Source organism: Nitrospirillum goiasense (assembly GCF_034427435.1).
Lineage (GTDB): Bacteria > Pseudomonadota > Alphaproteobacteria > Azospirillales > Azospirillaceae > Nitrospirillum.
Window position 1 is genome coordinate 973,120 of the sequence record NZ_JAXQNP010000004.1, and the last position, 15,612, is coordinate 988,731.

A 15,612-nucleotide genomic window follows, 5' to 3' on the forward strand; every position below is an offset into this window, starting at 1 on the left:
GCCGCAAGCGGGCTGGAAACCTAGGACAAGCCAAGGGGCGGATGCCCCGCCGGCGTTTGAGGAATAGGAATCGATGCTATCCAAAGTTCGTACTTCCGCCCTGGAAGCCCTGGCCGACGTCGGCGACGGCGCCACCGTCATGGTGGGCGGCTTCGGCAACGCCGGCATGCCCATGGAACTGGTGGACGCCCTGATCGAGCAGGGGGCCCGGGACCTGACGATCGTCAGCAACAACGCCGGCAACGGCACCACCGGCCTGGCCGCCTTGCTGGCGGCGGGCCGCGTGCGCAAGGTCGTCTGCTCCTTCCCCCGCCAGACTGACAGCTTCGTCTTCGATGAGCTGTACCGCGCCGGCAAGGTGGAACTGGAGCTGGTGCCCCAGGGCAATTTGGTGGAGCGCATCCGCGCCGCCGGCGCCGGCATCGGCGGCTTCTTCACCCCCACGGGCTATGGCACGCCGCTGGCCGAGGGCAAGGAGACGCGCGTCATCGACGGCAAAGGCTATGTCCTGGAATACCCCATCCGCGCCGACGTGGCCCTGATCAAGGGCCGGCTGGCCGACCGCTGGGGCAACATGGTCTTCCGCAAGACCGCGCGCAACTTCGGCCCCATCATGGCGTCCGCCGCCAAGGTGTCGGTGGCGCAGGTGGAGGAGATCGTGGAGCTGGGTACGCTGGACCCGGAAACCATCGTCCTGCCCGGGATATTCGTCAGCCGCGTGGTGGCCGTGGGCAAGTCCGCCCGCGCCGCCGCCTGAGGTCAAGGAGCCGGATCATGACCCAGACCCCAAGCTACACCGCCTGGACCCGCGACCAGATGGCCGCCCGCATCGCCAACGACATTGAGGACGGCGCGGTCGTCAACATCGGCATCGGCATGCCCGAACTGGTGGCCAACCACCTGTCGCCCAACAAGGAAATCCTGCTGCACAGCGAGAACGGCATCCTGGGCATGGGCCCCAAGCCCGCCGCCGACGCCGTGGACCCGGACCTGATCAACGCCGGCAAGCAGCCGGTGACCCTGCTGGACGGTGGCGCCTTCTTCGACCACAGCCTGTCCTTCGCCATGATGCGGGGCGGGCACCTGGACATCGCCATCCTGGGCGCCTTCCAGGTGGCGGAGAACGGCGACATCGCCAACTGGTCCACCGGCAAGCCCGGCGCCATCCCGGCGGTGGGCGGGGCCATGGACCTGGCCGTGGGCGCCCGCCAGGTTTTCGTGATGATGGAGCACCTGACCAAGGACGGGCAGTCCAAGCTGGTGCACCGTTGCACCTATCCCTTGACCGGCCTGGGCTGCGTCACCCGTGTCTACACCGATCTGGCGGTGCTGGACGTGACGGCGGACGGCTTCGCCGTGCGCGAGCTGTGCCCCGGCCTGACCGTGGAGGCGCTGGCGGCCCTGTCCGGCCTGGCACTGACGGCCACCAGCCACCCCAGCGTGTAAACGGCACGTGAACAACGGGACGAAGCGCCCGGGGTAAGCCCTTGACCTAACCGGAAGATTGGCCAGGCGGGCGGCTTCGTACCATTGTAGGTTGATCCCGCCTCTCCTATCCTGGGTGCGGATCCGGCCCCCATTGGCCGGACCGGTTACCCAGGTGGGAGGGCGTTGGCGTGGACCTGGATGTCCCCAGCCTACTGATCGTCAACACGCTGTTGCAGATCGTGGCGGCCCTATGCTTGCTGATGGCGGCGCTGTCCCTGCCCCGCCAAGCGGGCTTGACCTATTGGGCCCTATCCGGCTTCGCCCAGGCGGCCGGCTTGGCGCTGGCCAATCCCCTGGATTGGCTGCCGCCCGAACTGGCGCTGCTGTCCAGCCAATTCCTGATCTTCGCCGGCTATGGCCTGGCCTATGTCGGCGTGCTCCGCTTCCTGGGCCGGCCGGCGCGCGAGGCCGGGCCCGTCTTGGCCGTGGGCGTGATGCTGGCGGCGATGTTCCTGTGGTTCACCGTGGGCGCGCCGGAAAGCCGGGGGCGCATCCTGGCCGGCAGCCTGTTCTTCGCCACCCTGTCGGCGGCCATGGCCTGGCGCCTGCTGCGCCAGGCGGAGCGGAGCCTGCATCCCGCCGCCACCGTGACCGCCGGCATTTACGCCGTCTGGGCGGTGCTGGCCCTGGCGCGCGCCGGCTGGGCCCTGGTGATCGACTGGAACGAGACGACGCAGGACCCCCAGGCCATGACGGTGCTGACCCGCCTGGTCGTCATCTGCGTCACCACCACCGTCACCAACGGCTATCTGTGGATGATCAGCCGCCGGCTGGATGGCGACCTGATGCAGCAGGCGCGGGAGGATCCGCTGACCGGCGTCGCCAACCGCCGGGTGATGTGGGCGGCGGGGGAGATGGAGGTGTCGCGCGCCCTGCGCCACCGCCGGGCGCTGTCGCTGTTGATGATCGACATCGATCATTTCAAGACGGTCAACGACCGCTGGGGCCATGGCACGGGGGATGCCCTGCTGGTCGCCGTGGCGGACACCCTGGCGGAGGAGCTGCGGCGCAGCGATGTGCTGGCCCGCGTGGGGGGTGAGGAGTTCATGGCCCTATTGCCGGAAACGGGGCTGGAGGACGCCTGGTCTGTGGCGGAACGGGTGCGCCGCCGCGTGGCGACCATCACCCTGGATCGGCCGCAGGGGCCGGTGCGCTGCACCGTCAGCATCGGCGTCGCCACGCTGGGGCCCGACGCGCAGGTCTGGGATGATCTGGTGGGCACGGCCGACCAAGCGCTGTATCGGGCCAAGGACACGGGCCGCAACCGGACGGAAACGCTGAGCCTGGGGACCCCGGCATTGGCACCCGCGCATCCCCTGGCGCGGCCAAGCTGGAGCGCGTGACCGGGACCGGAGGTCGAGGCCGCTCTGAGACGGCCCCGGCACCCACCGGTTCAGCCGGGGCGGTTCACCACCCTCGGCCCATCTCGACATCAGGCCGTCAGGTTCACCGACTGGCCCGCGCCCGTTTGTTGGGTGAAGGAGGACAGGAGGCTGGACGCCGACGACACGTCACCGCTGTTAAGGCTGCTGCCGATCTGGCTGAGCAAACTTTTCAGCGGATTGCTGGTGTCGCTGGCGGTGCTGCTGCTATCCGTGCTGTCGGTCGAGCCGCCACCCAGAAGCTGGGTCAGGCTGCCGTAGGCCGACTGGGCGCTGGACAGGTCGCCAGAGGACAAGGCGTCCGACAGGCTGGAGAAGGCGGACCGCACAGCCGATGCCTGGCCATTGCCGCCACCCTGGCCACCGGCATCACCGCCGGGGGGCGGGCCCGGCGGCGGACCACTACGGTCGCCCCCGTGGGACTTGATATCAGCGAAGGCGCTCTGCGCGCCTGAGACATCGCCGTTTTCCAGCGCGCTGCCAACCTTGTCCAGCGCGTCCTTCAGCGGGTTGCTGCCGCTGGAGGACGACGAGGAATTGGCGGGCGCGTTGGCCTGCAGATCCTTGGTCAGGGTGTCGTAGGCCGACTTGGCCGTGTCCAGGTCACCGGAGGACAGCGCATCGCTCAAGGCCTTGAAGTCATCCTTGAGGGACGACTTCGCGGATTGAGTCGTGCTGGTGGTGCTCGTCGTGTACGCGGACAAGGTAGACGACGACACAGAAGAGATCGACATGAGACTCTCCGTCGTCGGGGTCATGACGGGAAAAGCCGGGGGAACGGCCCCGTTGCGCCCCCCCGACCCCGGTTCCACGCCAGGAGATCGACAGTCCGTCGCCTTTTTGTTGAAAAAAATGCGCCCGTTTATCTGAAATCGGCCGTTTAGGAGATTAGGGTTAATTTTGCCACATGCGTTTGCAGGATTGCTTTGCATCTCCGCAACTGGTTGGCAGCCTTAAGTCCTCAAGGCTTGCGCGGTGGCAGCATCTCCCGCCACAGCGGCAGGCGCCGTTCCAGATCGGCGAACGTCACCAGCGCCTCGGGGCAATCGTCGCGGTTGGGCGCCTGGTTCTGCATGGTGACGGCGGTGTTGACCAGGAAATCGAACATCTCGCCCACCTTGCGCCTCTCATCCGCGTTGGGTGCTGTGAGGTCCAGCAATTCCCGCACTTGGTCGGAGGCATGGTCCGTGCGGGCCGGCGCCGCGCCGCAGGCCTTTGCCTGGCCGATGATGGGGCCGGCGGAGCGCGCATAGTCCCACACGTCCGCGCGCGACGGGGCGACGACGAGCAAAGGGGCCAGCAAGGCGATAGTGAACCGTGCCCGGATTGGGGCGCGGATTTGGGGCAGCCGTCTCAGCATGCCCGAAAGATAGGGCGCGGGCAGCCCCGGCGCCAGCGCCGCCTACCCCCCGATCAACAGCTTGATCAGCCAGCGGTGCAGGGGCTTCAGCGGCGGGCGGGCCAGACGGTCCAGGCGGGGGCCCTTGCGGTCGAACACCGCCTTGAGATGGCTGAAGGTGTCGAAGCCGTCGCGGCCGTGATAGCGGCCCATGCCGCTGGGCCCGATGCCGCCGAAGGGCAAATCCTCCACCGCCACATGGATCAGCGTATCGTTGACCACCACGCCGCCGGCGGCGATGGTCTTGAGCGCCCGGTCGATCAGGGTGCGGTCGCGGCCGAACAGATAGAAGGCCAGCGGCCGGGGCCGGTCGCGCACATAGTCCAGCGCGTCCTCGACCTTGTCGTAGGGCACGATGGGCAGGATGGGGCCGAAAATCTCCTCCCGCTGCAGGACGATGTCCTCGGGCGGGTCCAGCACCACGGCGGGCCCCATGGCCAGGCCCGGCACCGGCGGGCCCAGTTCCCGCACCTCCGCCCCCCGGGCCTTGGCCTCCGCCACCAGGTCGGCCATGCGGGCGCGGCCGGCGGCGCCGAAGACCGCGGACATGGCGCTGGCCCCTTGGCCTGCCCCTTGCCCCGGTGGGAAATAGCCGGGAACGGCCACCGCCAGCGCCGCCACGAAATCCTGGACCCGTGACCTGGGCACCAGGACGTAATCGGGCGCAACGCAGGTCTGGCCGGCGTTGGTGAACTTGCCATAGGCGATGTCGGTCGCTGCCGACGTCAGGTCGGCATCGGGCAACACCAGGGCCGGCGACTTGCCGCCCAGTTCCAGGGTGACCGGCGTCAAATTCTCCGCCGCCGCCTTCATGACCAGCCGCCCCACGCGGGTGGAGCCGGTGAACAGGATGTGGTCGAAGGGCAGGCGGCCGAACTGGGCCCCCACCTCCGGCCCGCCGGACACCACGGCGGCCACGTCGGGCCCCACCGCCTCCGCCACCAGGTCGGCGATCAGGGCGGTGGTGCGGGGCGTCAGTTCCGAGGGCTTCAGCAGCACGCGGTTGCCGGCGGCCAGCGCCCCGGCCAATGGCCCCAGCGCCAGGAACAGGGGATAGTTCCAGGGGGCGATGATCCCGACCACGCCCAACGGCTGCGGCTGCACCCAGGCGCGGCCGGGCCCCAGGGCCAGGGGCACGGACCGGCAGCGGGGTCGCATCCAACCGGCCAGATGGCGGCGGGCCTGGCGCAGGCCCTCCAGGCTGACGAATATTTCCGCGAACAGCGTCTCATGCGCCAGCCGGCCGCCGAAATCGGCGTCCACCGCCTGGACCAGGGCGTCACGGCGGCGGACCAAACCCCGTTCCAGTGCCGCCAGCCAGTCCCGCCGCCGCGCCGCCGAGGGGTAGGCATCCTGCCGCGCCGCCCCGCGCAGCCGGCCGAAGGCCTGCTCCACCACCGCCAGGTCAGGCGCCCCGCCCTGCTGCACCGCCATCATCACCCTCTCCATCCAACTAAAGGTTCAGGCCGGCGACGGCCGGCCCCGGAGATTACCGGGGAGCGTCAGCGGACTGGAAATCGAGGACAGCCAAAGGCCCGGACGGGCCTGCCGGCGTCTGAGGAACATTAAAAATGCCAGTTCAGATACCCGCCGAAGCGGCGGGGTGAGCCCATGCTGATGGAATCCAGGCCGAAGCTGTCCAGGTTGTTGATATCCATGATGTAGGTCTGGTCGAACAGGTTGCGCACCCACAGGCCCAGACTGATGGTGCCGTTGGGCGCCGTCCAGCCCAGGCGCGCGTCCGTCAGCCAATAGCCGGACTGGCTGAGCCGCGTCAGGTTATGGCTGTCGAAAAAGACCAGCGAGCGGTAGGAGACATTGACGCTGGCATTCAGCGTGCCGGCCTCCTTGCCGTTGGAACCGTCCAGCGGCTGGTCATAGCTGACCAGGCCGTTCAAGGTCCAGCGCGGGGCGGAGGGCAGGCGGTTGCCGGACAGGCTTTCCCCCTCCGAGACATAGTTGAGGTATTCGCTGTTGAGGTACTCACCGCCCAGGCTGATCTCCAGCCCCTTCAGCGGGACGACGGTGATGTCGGCGTCCACGCCGTACAGGCGGGCGTTGGCGGCGTTGTTGAAGGTCTGGGTCGGGATGCCGTCGCGGGTGACGATCTGGAAGACCTGCAGGTTGCTGTAGTCGTAATAGAAGCCGGCGGCGTTCAGGCGCAGGCGCTTGTTCCACAGCTCGGTCTTGGCCCCGACCTCATAAGCGTCCAGCGTCTCGTCGGCATAGGGCGCCAGGTCGGCCGGGTCGCGGGTGTAGCCGCCGAAGAAGCCGCCGCTCTTATAGCCGCGGTTGTAGCTGGCGTAGACCATGACGTCGTCGGTGGGCTTCACCTGGACGGAGGCGCGGCCCGACACGCTGTCGAAGGATTTGGAGGCGGCGTAGCTGAACACGTCCACCACCTCCTCCACCGTGCTGCGGTAGCGGAAATCCTTGTCGTCCTTGGAATAGCGCAGGCCACCGGTGAGGGTGATCCTATCGGTCAGTTGATAATCCACCTGGCCGAAGACGGCATAGCTGTCGCTTATCTGGGTGTAGGGATAGCCCACCGTCGCCACGTTGTTTTCCAGCGAGAATCCGGTGGGGTTGTCGTCGGTCACGAACATCGGACGCAGATCGCGCAGGATGTCGTACTGGCTGGAGGTGTTCAGATAGTCATGCAGGAAGTAGGCGCCGGCCACGCCCCGCCACTTGTCGCCCAGCGGCGCCTCCACCCGCAGTTCCTGCGACACATCGTGCTGCGTGGCCTTGTAGGTGCTGGTCAGCAGATTGTTGGGGCTGGCGTCGGTATCCTCCAGATCGCTGCGCTCGGCGCTGTCGAAACCGGTGATGGAATAGAGGGTGGCCTGGCCCACGTCCCAGCGCACGTTGACGGAGGCGCCCCAGGTATCAACCTTGTCCTTGCCCTTGACGTTGTAGGCGCCGGCATAGGGGTTGTTGTCGGTGTCGGCATAGCCCAGCGCGTCGGTGCACAGGCCGGAGGCGTAATAGCCGGGCGCACACAGGCCCCCGGGACCGGCGGCGGCGGCATCCTGCGGGATTAGGGGGCGGGACTGGAAAGACCGGCTGTCGCCCCGGTTCTGGCCGCCATGGAACTGCACCGTGACGCTGAGGTCGTCGGTGGGCGTGAACAGCAGGCTGGCCCGCCCGCCCCAGCGGTTCACCGCGTTCACATAGTCGTTGGTGTAGCGGTTGTAGGTGTCGCCGTCGTCGCGCTGGTAGACGCCGGCCAGGCGCATCGCCAGCTTGCCGGGAATGAGGGCGCCGCCCACGCCGGCCTCCGCCTTCACCTCGTTGAAGCGGCCGTATTCCAGGCTGCCGTCGCTGGTGGTCTCAAAGGTGGGCTGGCGGGTGGTGATGTTGATGGCGCCGCCGGTGGTGTTGCGACCATACAGCGTCCCCTGCGGACCCTTCAGCACCTCCACCCGTTCCAGGTCGAAGAACTGCCCCAGCTGCGCCAAGGGGGAGGCGACGAAGACGCCATCCGCGTAGATGCCGACGGCGCCGGCGGCATTGGCGTTGAAATCGTTCAGGCCCACGCCACGGATGAAAACCTTGGGGTTGGCGCTGGCGTCGGACGTCTTGATCTGCAGGCCCGGCGTCAGGGCCGGCAGGTCCTGGACATCGCGCACGTCCATCTTCTCCAGCGTCTCCGCCGTCAGGGCGGTGATGGCCACCGGCACGTCCTGCAAATTCTCCGACCGCTTCTGCGCCGTGACCACGATGTCCTGCAACACGCCGTCCGTGTCGGCCGGCGACGCCGACTGCGCCCAGGCGGCTCCGTGCAGCGCGCCCAGCGCCACACCCGACAGCAACATGACTCCAATACCCGCCCGGCCCATACTCAGCCGGCCAATGCCCGTCTTGTCTTTCCGCGTCATGGTTGGCTCCCTGTTCTGGTTCCGTCGTTGCGCAACCGCCCTACCCACTCTTTTTATTTGTTCAACCCCGGTGCCCGCCGGGGGTACGCACTGTGGTACCGCCGCCTGACGCTCAGGCGGACATCTCGAATACCGGCCACCGCCCGGTGATGGCGGCGCCGTCATAGGCCAGCAGCGGCCCGAATTGCAGCAGCACTGCCTCGCTCTGCGAGGGGCGGAGGAACACCCAGTCGTCCGGCTTCAACGGCACGTGGCGCGATCCCGACCAGCGCTCCTGGTTGCTGGACCGGCCGTAGAGGCCGCTGAGCTGCAAGCCCGGCGGCGATACCGGATTGGCCAGCCAGTGGCCGCCTTGGACGAAGAAGGCGCGGGCCGTGTTGGGATCGAAAAAGGCGGCGACGCCCGCCAAGCCTTCCAGGCCCGGGATCAGGGCCGGCTCCTCCACCTTCAGGACCGGGGTGGCGATGAAGCAGGCCGGCTGGTGATGGGCCAGGGTGTCGATGTCGAAGTCCGTGGGCTTCACGAAGGCGGAACCCACGGCTACCTCTGTCGCCACCGGATCGTCGGTATGCAAGGCATAGGTCGGGCTGCCCGCCGTGTTGAAGGTGTAGGGCGCCTGGCCCTGCTTCAGCGGCGCCTTCTCACGCAGCACGGCGGCCATGCGGGCGTACAGGTCCTTGGCCCGGGCCAGCGCCTTGCCCCGCATGTCGAAGATGCCCGGCATCTTGGCGACATGGGGGTCGTAGCCCATGAGACCGCAGGCGGTGACGGCCGGGTCCAGGGTCGCCAGCAGGGCGGCAAGGTCACGCGGATCGGTCAGGCCGCCCCGGTGCAGGCCCACGTCGATCTCGAAATTGACCGACAGCGCCACGCCGCGCGCCTTGGCCATGGCCGTGTACTGGGCCAGGCGTTCCGGCGTGTCGATCAGCCATTGCGGCCCCGGCGCCTGCGCGCCCAGCGCATCGTAATAGGCGGCGGCGGCGGCCACCGGCAGGGGCTTGCCCATCAGCAGGTCGGCGTCGGGAACGCGCGCGCCCATCTCCACCAGCATGGGCTGGTTGAAGACCATGTAGCGCTTGGTCTTCAAGCCCGCCGCCACCCGGTCCATCAGGTCGTGGCAGGGCAGCGACTTGACGACGATGCGCAGGCCCTTGGCTTGGCCGCCCGCCTTGCCAAGGGTATCGCTGACCGCCTTGATGTTGGCGTCCAGCCGCGCGGTGTCCACCACCAGCACCGGCTGGGCCACCCCCGCCTTGGTCAGGGCGGCCGACAGCCCGGTGAAATAGGCGTCGTGCCCGCCGCCATGGTCGCCCGCCGGCCAGGCCAGGGCGCCGGCACCCACCACGGCGGCGCCGGCGACGCCGCCCGCCAGCACCCGGCGGCGGCTGGGCCGCCGTCCATCGTCGTCACGCATCGGTGAACACCCCGCGCAGATACTCGTTGAGGAAGCGCCCCTCCGGGTCGACCTGGCGGCGCACGTCCATGGCGTCGCGGAAGCGGGGATAAAGGGCGATGAAATCGGCGGCCTTCAGGGTGTTCAGCTTGCCCCAATGCGGCCGGCCGCCATGGCGCCGCAGGATGGGTTCCACCACGTCGAACAGGAATTGGTAGTCGTCCTTGTAATAGGCATGGACGGCGATGGAACCGGATGGACGGTCGTGGAAGGGCGACAGCCAGGCGTCGTCGGGCGCGATCACGCGCGCCTCGATGGGGAAGAAGACGTCGGGGCGCCGGGTCTCGATGGCCTCGATCACGTCCTTCAACGCCTGCACCTGCGCCTCACGCGGCAAGTGGAATTCCATCTCGTTGAAGCGGATGGGACGTTCGTTGGACAGCAGCTGCCAGCTTTCGGCCACCACGCGCTCCGGCTCCAGGCCGGACAGCACATGCTTGGCCACGCGGCGGCGGATGGCGGGGGACCAGCCCAGCCAGTCGCGCAGCGCCTTTAGGCTCATGACCGCGTCATTGTCCTGGGTGGGCGGCCGGGGGGTGGCGGGCGCGTCCGTCTCATCATGGGTGATCACGGCCGTCATGCCGGTGAAGGGCAGGTAATAGAACTCCACATTGCGGTGCTGGCCCTGCAGGGTGGGCCATTCCGCCAGGGTCTGTTCCACCGGCTGCAGCCAAACCCGCCGCTCCACCCGGCGGACCGGGCTGTTCTTCAGCGTCACGCGGGTCAGGACGCCGAAGGCGCCCAACCCCACCTTGGCGGCGGCGAACAGGTCGGCGTTCTGGCTGGGGCTGCAATCCAGCACCTGGCCATCGGCCGTCACCAGGCGGAAGGCCTGGACGTTGCCGTGCAGCGCCTTCAGGGTGACGCCCGTGCCGTGGGTGGCGGTGGACAGGGCGCCGGCCAGCGATTGCTTGTTGATATCGGGCAGGTTGGGCATCTCCTGCCCGACGGCGGCCAGGGCGGGGCCCAGGTCGGCCAGGCGGGTGCCGGCGCGGACATGGGCGGTCAGGGCATCGGCGTCATGGCCGTCCAGCCCGGCGATGCGGTCCAGCGTCACCAGGGTGCCGGGCGTGGGGACCAGCGGCATGAAGGAATGGCCGGAGCCCACGGCGCGGATGGGCCCGGGGGCCCTGCGCACCAAGTCGGCCAGTTCACCCTCATCCGCCGGGGCGGCACGGGTGGCTGGATAGGCATGCTGGATGCCCGACCAGTTGCGCCACAGCAGGTGGCCGCCAGCGTCGGCGCTGGGCGGGGCCGGCGGTTCCGGCTGCACGCCCACGCGGCTGGCCGCCACGCCGCCGCCGGCGGCCAGCGCCGTGCCGCCCATCAACAGAAACAGGGTACGCCGTGTCAGCATGGTTCGGTCCGGTTCCCCCTTTGGGAAAACCCTTGTGGAAAGGGTCGTTCAGTTGGTTTTGGCGGCCGGCGCTTGGCCGGCCATGAAGCGGATCAGCGACTGGTAATCGTCGGCGGTGCAGGAGAAGCACTGGCCGCCCGCCGGCATGCCGTTGAACCCCTCCAGCGTGTGTTTCAGCAGGGTGTCCGGCCCCTTGGCCCAGCGCGGCGCCCAGACCGCGGCGTAGGTCACCAGCGGGGCGCCGGAGTCCGGATTGGCGTGGCAGGCCTTGCAACTGGCCTCATAGAGACCGGCCAGACGCTGGTCCGCCGGCCGCAATGCCGCCAGCGTCTCCGCCGACGGCGGCGGTGCCGGCGCCTTGTCACAGGCCGACAGGCCGCCGGCCATCACAGCCAGCAGGATCGATGCGGACAAGCGTACCCGTTTCGGAAAATGCCCGATGCCCAAGCCCATGGAACTCCCCGTCGCCACCCGTCTCTCGCGGGCACGGCGTTAGTCATCGCTAACGTCTGTTAGTGATAGCTAAACTTTAAGGTGCCGGCAAGGGGGTAATCGCGGGCGGGCCGTTCGTGGACAGACTCAGCGAGAGCGGTCTACGTCTGCCTTAGAGCGGATGGCTCTCGCCCCCGATGCTCCCGAGGGCCAGCCAGATGTCCGCCGTCATTTCGGCGTCGGCGCGGGATTTGTGCGGGTAATCGCCGGTGATGGTGAGGGTGCCGTCCTGCCGGCGGCGCTTTTTATGGCGTGTCCACACGGCGCAGCCCAGCCGTTCGGCCACCAAGGGCAACCGCGACCGTTCGCCCGGCCAACGGCGGCGGGCCAGGGTTTCGGTGCATATCACCCGGTTGGACAGGGGCGCCAGCCCGGCAACCGCCAGTTCCTGGTTCAACAAGGCGACGTCGCCCGAGGCGCCATGGAACACCAGGGGATCCTGACCGATGAAGGCCAGGATGTCGGCCGCCACATCGGCGAAGTCAGGGCAATCGGCCAGCTCATCCGCCCGGACGCCGTGCACGCCGATGGCGATGGGATTCAAGGGGCATCGGGGATTGATGCGCCAGCTGCACGCCTCACGCACATGCCCGCCCATGCCGCATGGCGAAACCGCCACCGCCGACACCTCGATGATGCTGCGCCCATTGACCGGGCGAAAGCCGGTCATCTCGATATCCATGGCCACCCAGCGGCCGGTACCGGCGCTTCCCGCCTTACCCAAGACCTGCCCCATCCCAGATTTATCTCACTGCGTATGGCCCCACGGGGGCGGAGCCGCTATCGGCCTGACCAGCCGGCGCGGCCATGATGTCCAGCCTCACACGCCGTGGCGCAGACCGCCCATCCACATGTCGGTCAGGGCGCGGCACACGCTTTCCGGCGACATGGTGGGGTCGTCCAGCGCCATTTCCACGGCGGCGTAGCCCGCGTCCACGGCGATGCGGGTGCGCAGGCGCAATTCGGCTGGGTCCATTTCCGGCAACAGCGGACCCATGGCGCGGCAGATGCGATCAGTGACCATCTCATGCGAGGCCAGGCGGATGGCGGTCAGCGAGGGCACGGCGCGCAGCGCCCGCATGATCCACACCGCCCCCGGCACGGCGGACGTCGCCTGGATGGTGGACAGCAGGAACTGATAGTGGTTCTGCATCAACTCTTCAAAGCCGGCAGGCGCGCTGCGCTCCAGCCAGTCGTAGAGGATGTCGTTCTGCGATTCCATGAGCGCGCCGCCCAGGGCCGCCAGTAGGTCGTACTTGTCCTTGAAATGGCGGTAGAAGACAGGGGGCGTCACACCGGCGCGGCTGGCCACCTGGTTGGTGGAGATACGCTCGATCCCCACCTCGCCCAACAACTCGGCCCCGGCCTGCATCAGGCGCTGGCGCGTGGCGGCGGCGCGGCCGGTCAGGGCGGGACCCGGGGTGGATGCGGCGGAGGCGGGTTCTGGAGCGGTCACGGGGTCGGTCGGCTGAGGCTGGTGGGCGGGGGTGGCGGATGGGGCGATTGGCGACGGGAAAACGGCGCGGCGCCTACTGCGCCCGCCCATGGCGCCCATGACTACCGCGTCCGGCGACGGAACGCCATGGGCCATCGACCCGGCCGGGGCCCCTATGTCCGTGGCCATACGTCCGTATAGCGCCAGGCCACTGGATTCGGCGGCGCGTGGTGCTACTCTTTTCTGCGGGCAAGACAAGATTGTTGGGACCCACAATGACCGTCACCACAGACAGCTCATTTGGCAAGGGCCTGACCGGCGAAGACCCGATTGGCCTAGCCGGGGAAAACGCGGACGGCGACGCCCACGACCCGACGGTCGCCTGCCTGTCCATCGTCAGCTGGTCCATGGCCTTCGCGGCCCTGGGCGCCATCGTCCTGCTGGCGGTCGTCCTGCTGCTGCTGGGGGTATCGCAATATACGTTCCTGATGGTGTGGTTCATCGGGGCGCCCTTCGCCGCCGCGGCCGCCGCACTGGTCGCCCTGTTCATTCAACTGAACCATAACCGGGGCTGCCCCCCAGGCTGACCCCACACGGGCGTTAGCGGGGGCACAGGCCCCGCAGGAACAGCCGCACGACCTGCTGGACATACGCGCGGCGATCCACGGCGTCCCCCAGGCGGGAGGGATTGATTTGCCCCTCGAACGAATATCCCGCCGTGACCATGCCGAAGAAGATGCGCGCGGCGGTCATGGGATCGTCCACCACGATCACCCCCTGGTCCGCCGCCCGGCGCAGATAGCCCGCGACCTTGCCGCGGGCCTGGTCGGGCCCGCTGCGGAAGAAGCCTTCCAGTTGGTCGGGGAACAGCCGCCCCTCCGCCACCAGGATGCGGTTCATGGCCATGACATCAGGCTGCACCAGCGCTTCCAGCAACGAGGTGCCGAACTGCAGCAACACCTCCTCCGGCGGGCCGCAGCTTTCGGCGACGTCGTTCATCAATTGGCTGATGTGGCCCGTGACGACCTCAAGCACCGCCAGGAACAAGCCCTCCTTGTCGCCGAACAGGTCGTAGAGCGTGGCGCGGGAGCCGCCGGACAAGGCGACGATGTCACCCAGGGTCGCGCGCTCGAACCCCTTTTCCATGAACACCTTCAGCGCGGCATCCATCATGGCCGCCCGCCGCGCCTCCGCCCGACGCCCCAGCTTGGGAGCATCCGAGGGGGGCACGTCCGCCGGGGGGGCTGCGCCAGAGGTGGAGGCCGTCTCAGAAGGATAGCCGGGAGCGGGGGTGGCGCGGCGTGAAGAGCGGGTCATCATAATTTCATAGCTTAATCAATGGCCCGGTGACGCGCGTCACAGGACTGTACTGTATAATACAGTACGAAACACTCATTCGGCAAGGTCAGGGCTTCCGTACGATGCACCCTTGCCTATCTTTTTCCCCGTCCCCTTACCACTTCCGGTTTGTTCCTTGCAAAGGCGTGTTACGCCGGCATCCGAACAAACCGGGTAAGGGCGGACTTACGTCTAAGAGGCATTGATGACACTCAACATTCCTAAGGTGGCCTTGGTGGCGACGCTGTCGGTTGCGGCGATCGCGCTGGCCGGATGCGGTGAGAAGAAGCAGGCGCCGCCACCGCAGGGCCCTGTCTCCGTGGGTGTCGTCACCGTCGCGCCGCAGCCCGTGACCCTGTCGACGGAACTGACCGGCCGCACCTCCGCCTTCCGCGTGGCCGAGGTGCGCCCGCAGGTCAGCGGCGTCATCCTGAAGCGGCTGTTCACCGAGGGCGGCGACGTGAAGGCCGGCCAGCAGCTTTACCAGATCGACCCCGCCCCCTATGAGGCGGCGCTGGCCAGCGCCAAGGCCAGCCTGGCCCAGGCGGAAGCCACGGTGAAGTCGGTCAAGGCCAAGGCGGAACGCTATGCCGATCTGGTGACCGTCAACGCCGTGTCCAAGCAGGATTACGACGATATCACGGCCAGCCTGGCGACCGACCTGGCGGCGGTGGACGCCGCCCGCGCCCAGGTCAAGACCGCCCAGATCAACCTGGACTACACCCGCGTTTACTCCCCCATCAGCGGTCGCATCGGCCGCTCCTCCGTGACGGAGGGCGCCCTGGTCACCAGCGACCAGACCACGGCGATGGCCACGGTGCAGCAGTTGGACCCGATGTACGTCGACGTCACCCAGTCCAGCGTCGACCTGCTGCGGCTGCGCCAGGAGATCGCCGCCGGCCATGTGAAGGGCGCCACGGCGGGCGACGCCCCCATCAGCCTGCTGATCGACGGCCTGGGCGACCAACCCTATGGCGAGCCCGGCCGCCTGCAATTCGCCGACGTGACCGTGGACCAGACCACGGGCATGGTCACGCTGCGCGCCACCGTGCCCAACCCCAAGGCGGAGTTGCTGCCGGGGCTGTTCGTGCGGGCGCGGGTGGAGGAAGGCGTGCGCGACCAGGCCATGCTGGTGCCGCAGCAGGCCGTGGTCCATGGCGCCGACGGTGGCACCACCGTCTGGGTCGTGGGCCAGGACAACAAGGCGGCCGTCCGCCCCGTCACCACCACCCAGGCGCAAGGCGACAAGTGGGTGGTGACCGGTGGCCTGAACGCCGGCGACCGCGTGGTGGTGGAAGGCGTCCAGCGCCTGCGCCCCGGCGCGGACGTGAAGGCGGATGAGGTGAAGCCCCAGGCGGCCGCCCCCGCCACCCCGCAGCCGCTGTAA

General features: G+C 68.4%; 15 protein-coding genes. 5 read left to right on the plus strand and 10 right to left on the minus strand.

Going from position 1 to position 15,612, the window contains the following annotated elements:
• Nucleotides 1-73: 73 nt before the first annotated feature.
• From ULB03_RS26060 to ULB03_RS26070, 3 genes are all read left to right on the plus strand, one after another.
• Nucleotides 74-757 carry a 3-oxoacid CoA-transferase subunit A gene (locus tag ULB03_RS26060; RefSeq protein ID WP_322485991.1) on the plus strand — a complete coding sequence of 228 codons (684 nt, stop codon included), beginning with the start codon at nucleotides 74-76 and terminating at the stop codon, nucleotides 755-757.
• A 17-nt stretch (nucleotides 758-774) separates the two neighbouring features.
• A complete protein-coding gene (locus tag ULB03_RS26065; protein WP_322485992.1) occupies nucleotides 775-1,446 on the plus strand; it encodes a 3-oxoacid CoA-transferase subunit B in 672 nt (223 codons plus the stop codon).
• A gap of 170 nt (nucleotides 1,447-1,616) precedes the next feature.
• On the plus strand, nucleotides 1,617-2,831 hold the full coding sequence (locus ULB03_RS26070; protein WP_322485993.1) for a GGDEF domain-containing protein: 1,215 nt from the start codon (nucleotides 1,617-1,619) through the stop codon (nucleotides 2,829-2,831).
• 89 nt (nucleotides 2,832-2,920) lie between these two features.
• Here the strand turns inward: ULB03_RS26070 and ULB03_RS26075 are convergent, their stop codons facing one another.
• The 9 genes from ULB03_RS26075 to ULB03_RS26115 all read right to left on the minus strand — a co-directional run bounded on the left by ULB03_RS26075 (nucleotide 2,921) and on the right by ULB03_RS26115 (nucleotide 12,908).
• Nucleotides 2,921-3,604: a hypothetical protein gene (locus ULB03_RS26075; protein ID WP_322485994.1), complete on the minus strand. Its 684-nt coding sequence runs from the start codon at nucleotides 3,602-3,604 to the stop codon at nucleotides 2,921-2,923.
• A 227-nt stretch (nucleotides 3,605-3,831) separates the two neighbouring features.
• A complete protein-coding gene (locus ULB03_RS26080; RefSeq protein ID WP_322485995.1) occupies nucleotides 3,832-4,173 on the minus strand; it encodes a hypothetical protein in 342 nt (113 codons plus the stop codon).
• Nucleotides 4,174-4,272: 99 nt separating this feature from the next.
• A complete protein-coding gene (locus tag ULB03_RS26085; protein ID WP_322485996.1) occupies nucleotides 4,273-5,706 on the minus strand; it encodes a coniferyl aldehyde dehydrogenase in 1,434 nt (477 codons plus the stop codon).
• A 128-nt stretch (nucleotides 5,707-5,834) separates the two neighbouring features.
• Nucleotides 5,835-8,150: a TonB-dependent receptor gene (locus ULB03_RS26090; RefSeq protein ID WP_322485997.1), complete on the minus strand. Its 2,316-nt coding sequence runs from the start codon at nucleotides 8,148-8,150 to the stop codon at nucleotides 5,835-5,837.
• Between the two features lie 112 nt (nucleotides 8,151-8,262).
• Complete coding sequence (locus ULB03_RS26095; protein ID WP_322485998.1) at nucleotides 8,263-9,564, minus strand: alanine racemase; 1,302 nt, start codon at nucleotides 9,562-9,564, stop codon at nucleotides 8,263-8,265.
• Complete coding sequence (locus ULB03_RS26100) at nucleotides 9,557-10,960, minus strand: D-arabinono-1,4-lactone oxidase (protein WP_322485999.1); 1,404 nt, start codon at nucleotides 10,958-10,960, stop codon at nucleotides 9,557-9,559. Before ULB03_RS26100 ends, ULB03_RS26095 begins: the two co-directional genes overlap by 8 nt.
• 48 nt (nucleotides 10,961-11,008) lie before the next feature.
• On the minus strand, nucleotides 11,009-11,374 hold the full coding sequence (locus ULB03_RS26105; protein ID WP_322486000.1) for a c-type cytochrome: 366 nt from the start codon (nucleotides 11,372-11,374) through the stop codon (nucleotides 11,009-11,011).
• 190 nt (nucleotides 11,375-11,564) lie between these two features.
• Nucleotides 11,565-12,176, minus strand: coding sequence for a 3'-5' exonuclease (locus ULB03_RS26110; RefSeq protein ID WP_322486001.1), 612 nt, complete (start codon nucleotides 12,174-12,176; stop codon nucleotides 11,565-11,567).
• A 96-nt stretch (nucleotides 12,177-12,272) separates the two neighbouring features.
• Nucleotides 12,273-12,908 carry a TetR/AcrR family transcriptional regulator gene (locus tag ULB03_RS26115; protein ID WP_322486002.1) on the minus strand — a complete coding sequence of 212 codons (636 nt, stop codon included), beginning with the start codon at nucleotides 12,906-12,908 and terminating at the stop codon, nucleotides 12,273-12,275.
• Nucleotides 12,909-13,162: 254 nt separating this feature from the next.
• Here ULB03_RS26115 and ULB03_RS26120 point away from each other — a divergent pair, with 254 nt between their 5' ends.
• Nucleotides 13,163-13,474, plus strand: a complete 312-nt coding sequence (locus tag ULB03_RS26120) for a hypothetical protein (protein WP_322486003.1) — start codon at nucleotides 13,163-13,165, stop codon at nucleotides 13,472-13,474.
• Nucleotides 13,475-13,487: 13 nt separating this feature from the next.
• Here the strand turns inward: ULB03_RS26120 and ULB03_RS26125 are convergent, their stop codons facing one another.
• Nucleotides 13,488-14,204 carry a TetR/AcrR family transcriptional regulator gene (locus tag ULB03_RS26125; protein ID WP_322486004.1) on the minus strand — a complete coding sequence of 239 codons (717 nt, stop codon included), beginning with the start codon at nucleotides 14,202-14,204 and terminating at the stop codon, nucleotides 13,488-13,490.
• Between the two features lie 226 nt (nucleotides 14,205-14,430).
• Here ULB03_RS26125 and ULB03_RS26130 point away from each other — a divergent pair, with 226 nt between their 5' ends.
• Nucleotides 14,431-15,612, plus strand: a complete 1,182-nt coding sequence (locus ULB03_RS26130; RefSeq protein WP_322486005.1) for an efflux RND transporter periplasmic adaptor subunit — start codon at nucleotides 14,431-14,433, stop codon at nucleotides 15,610-15,612.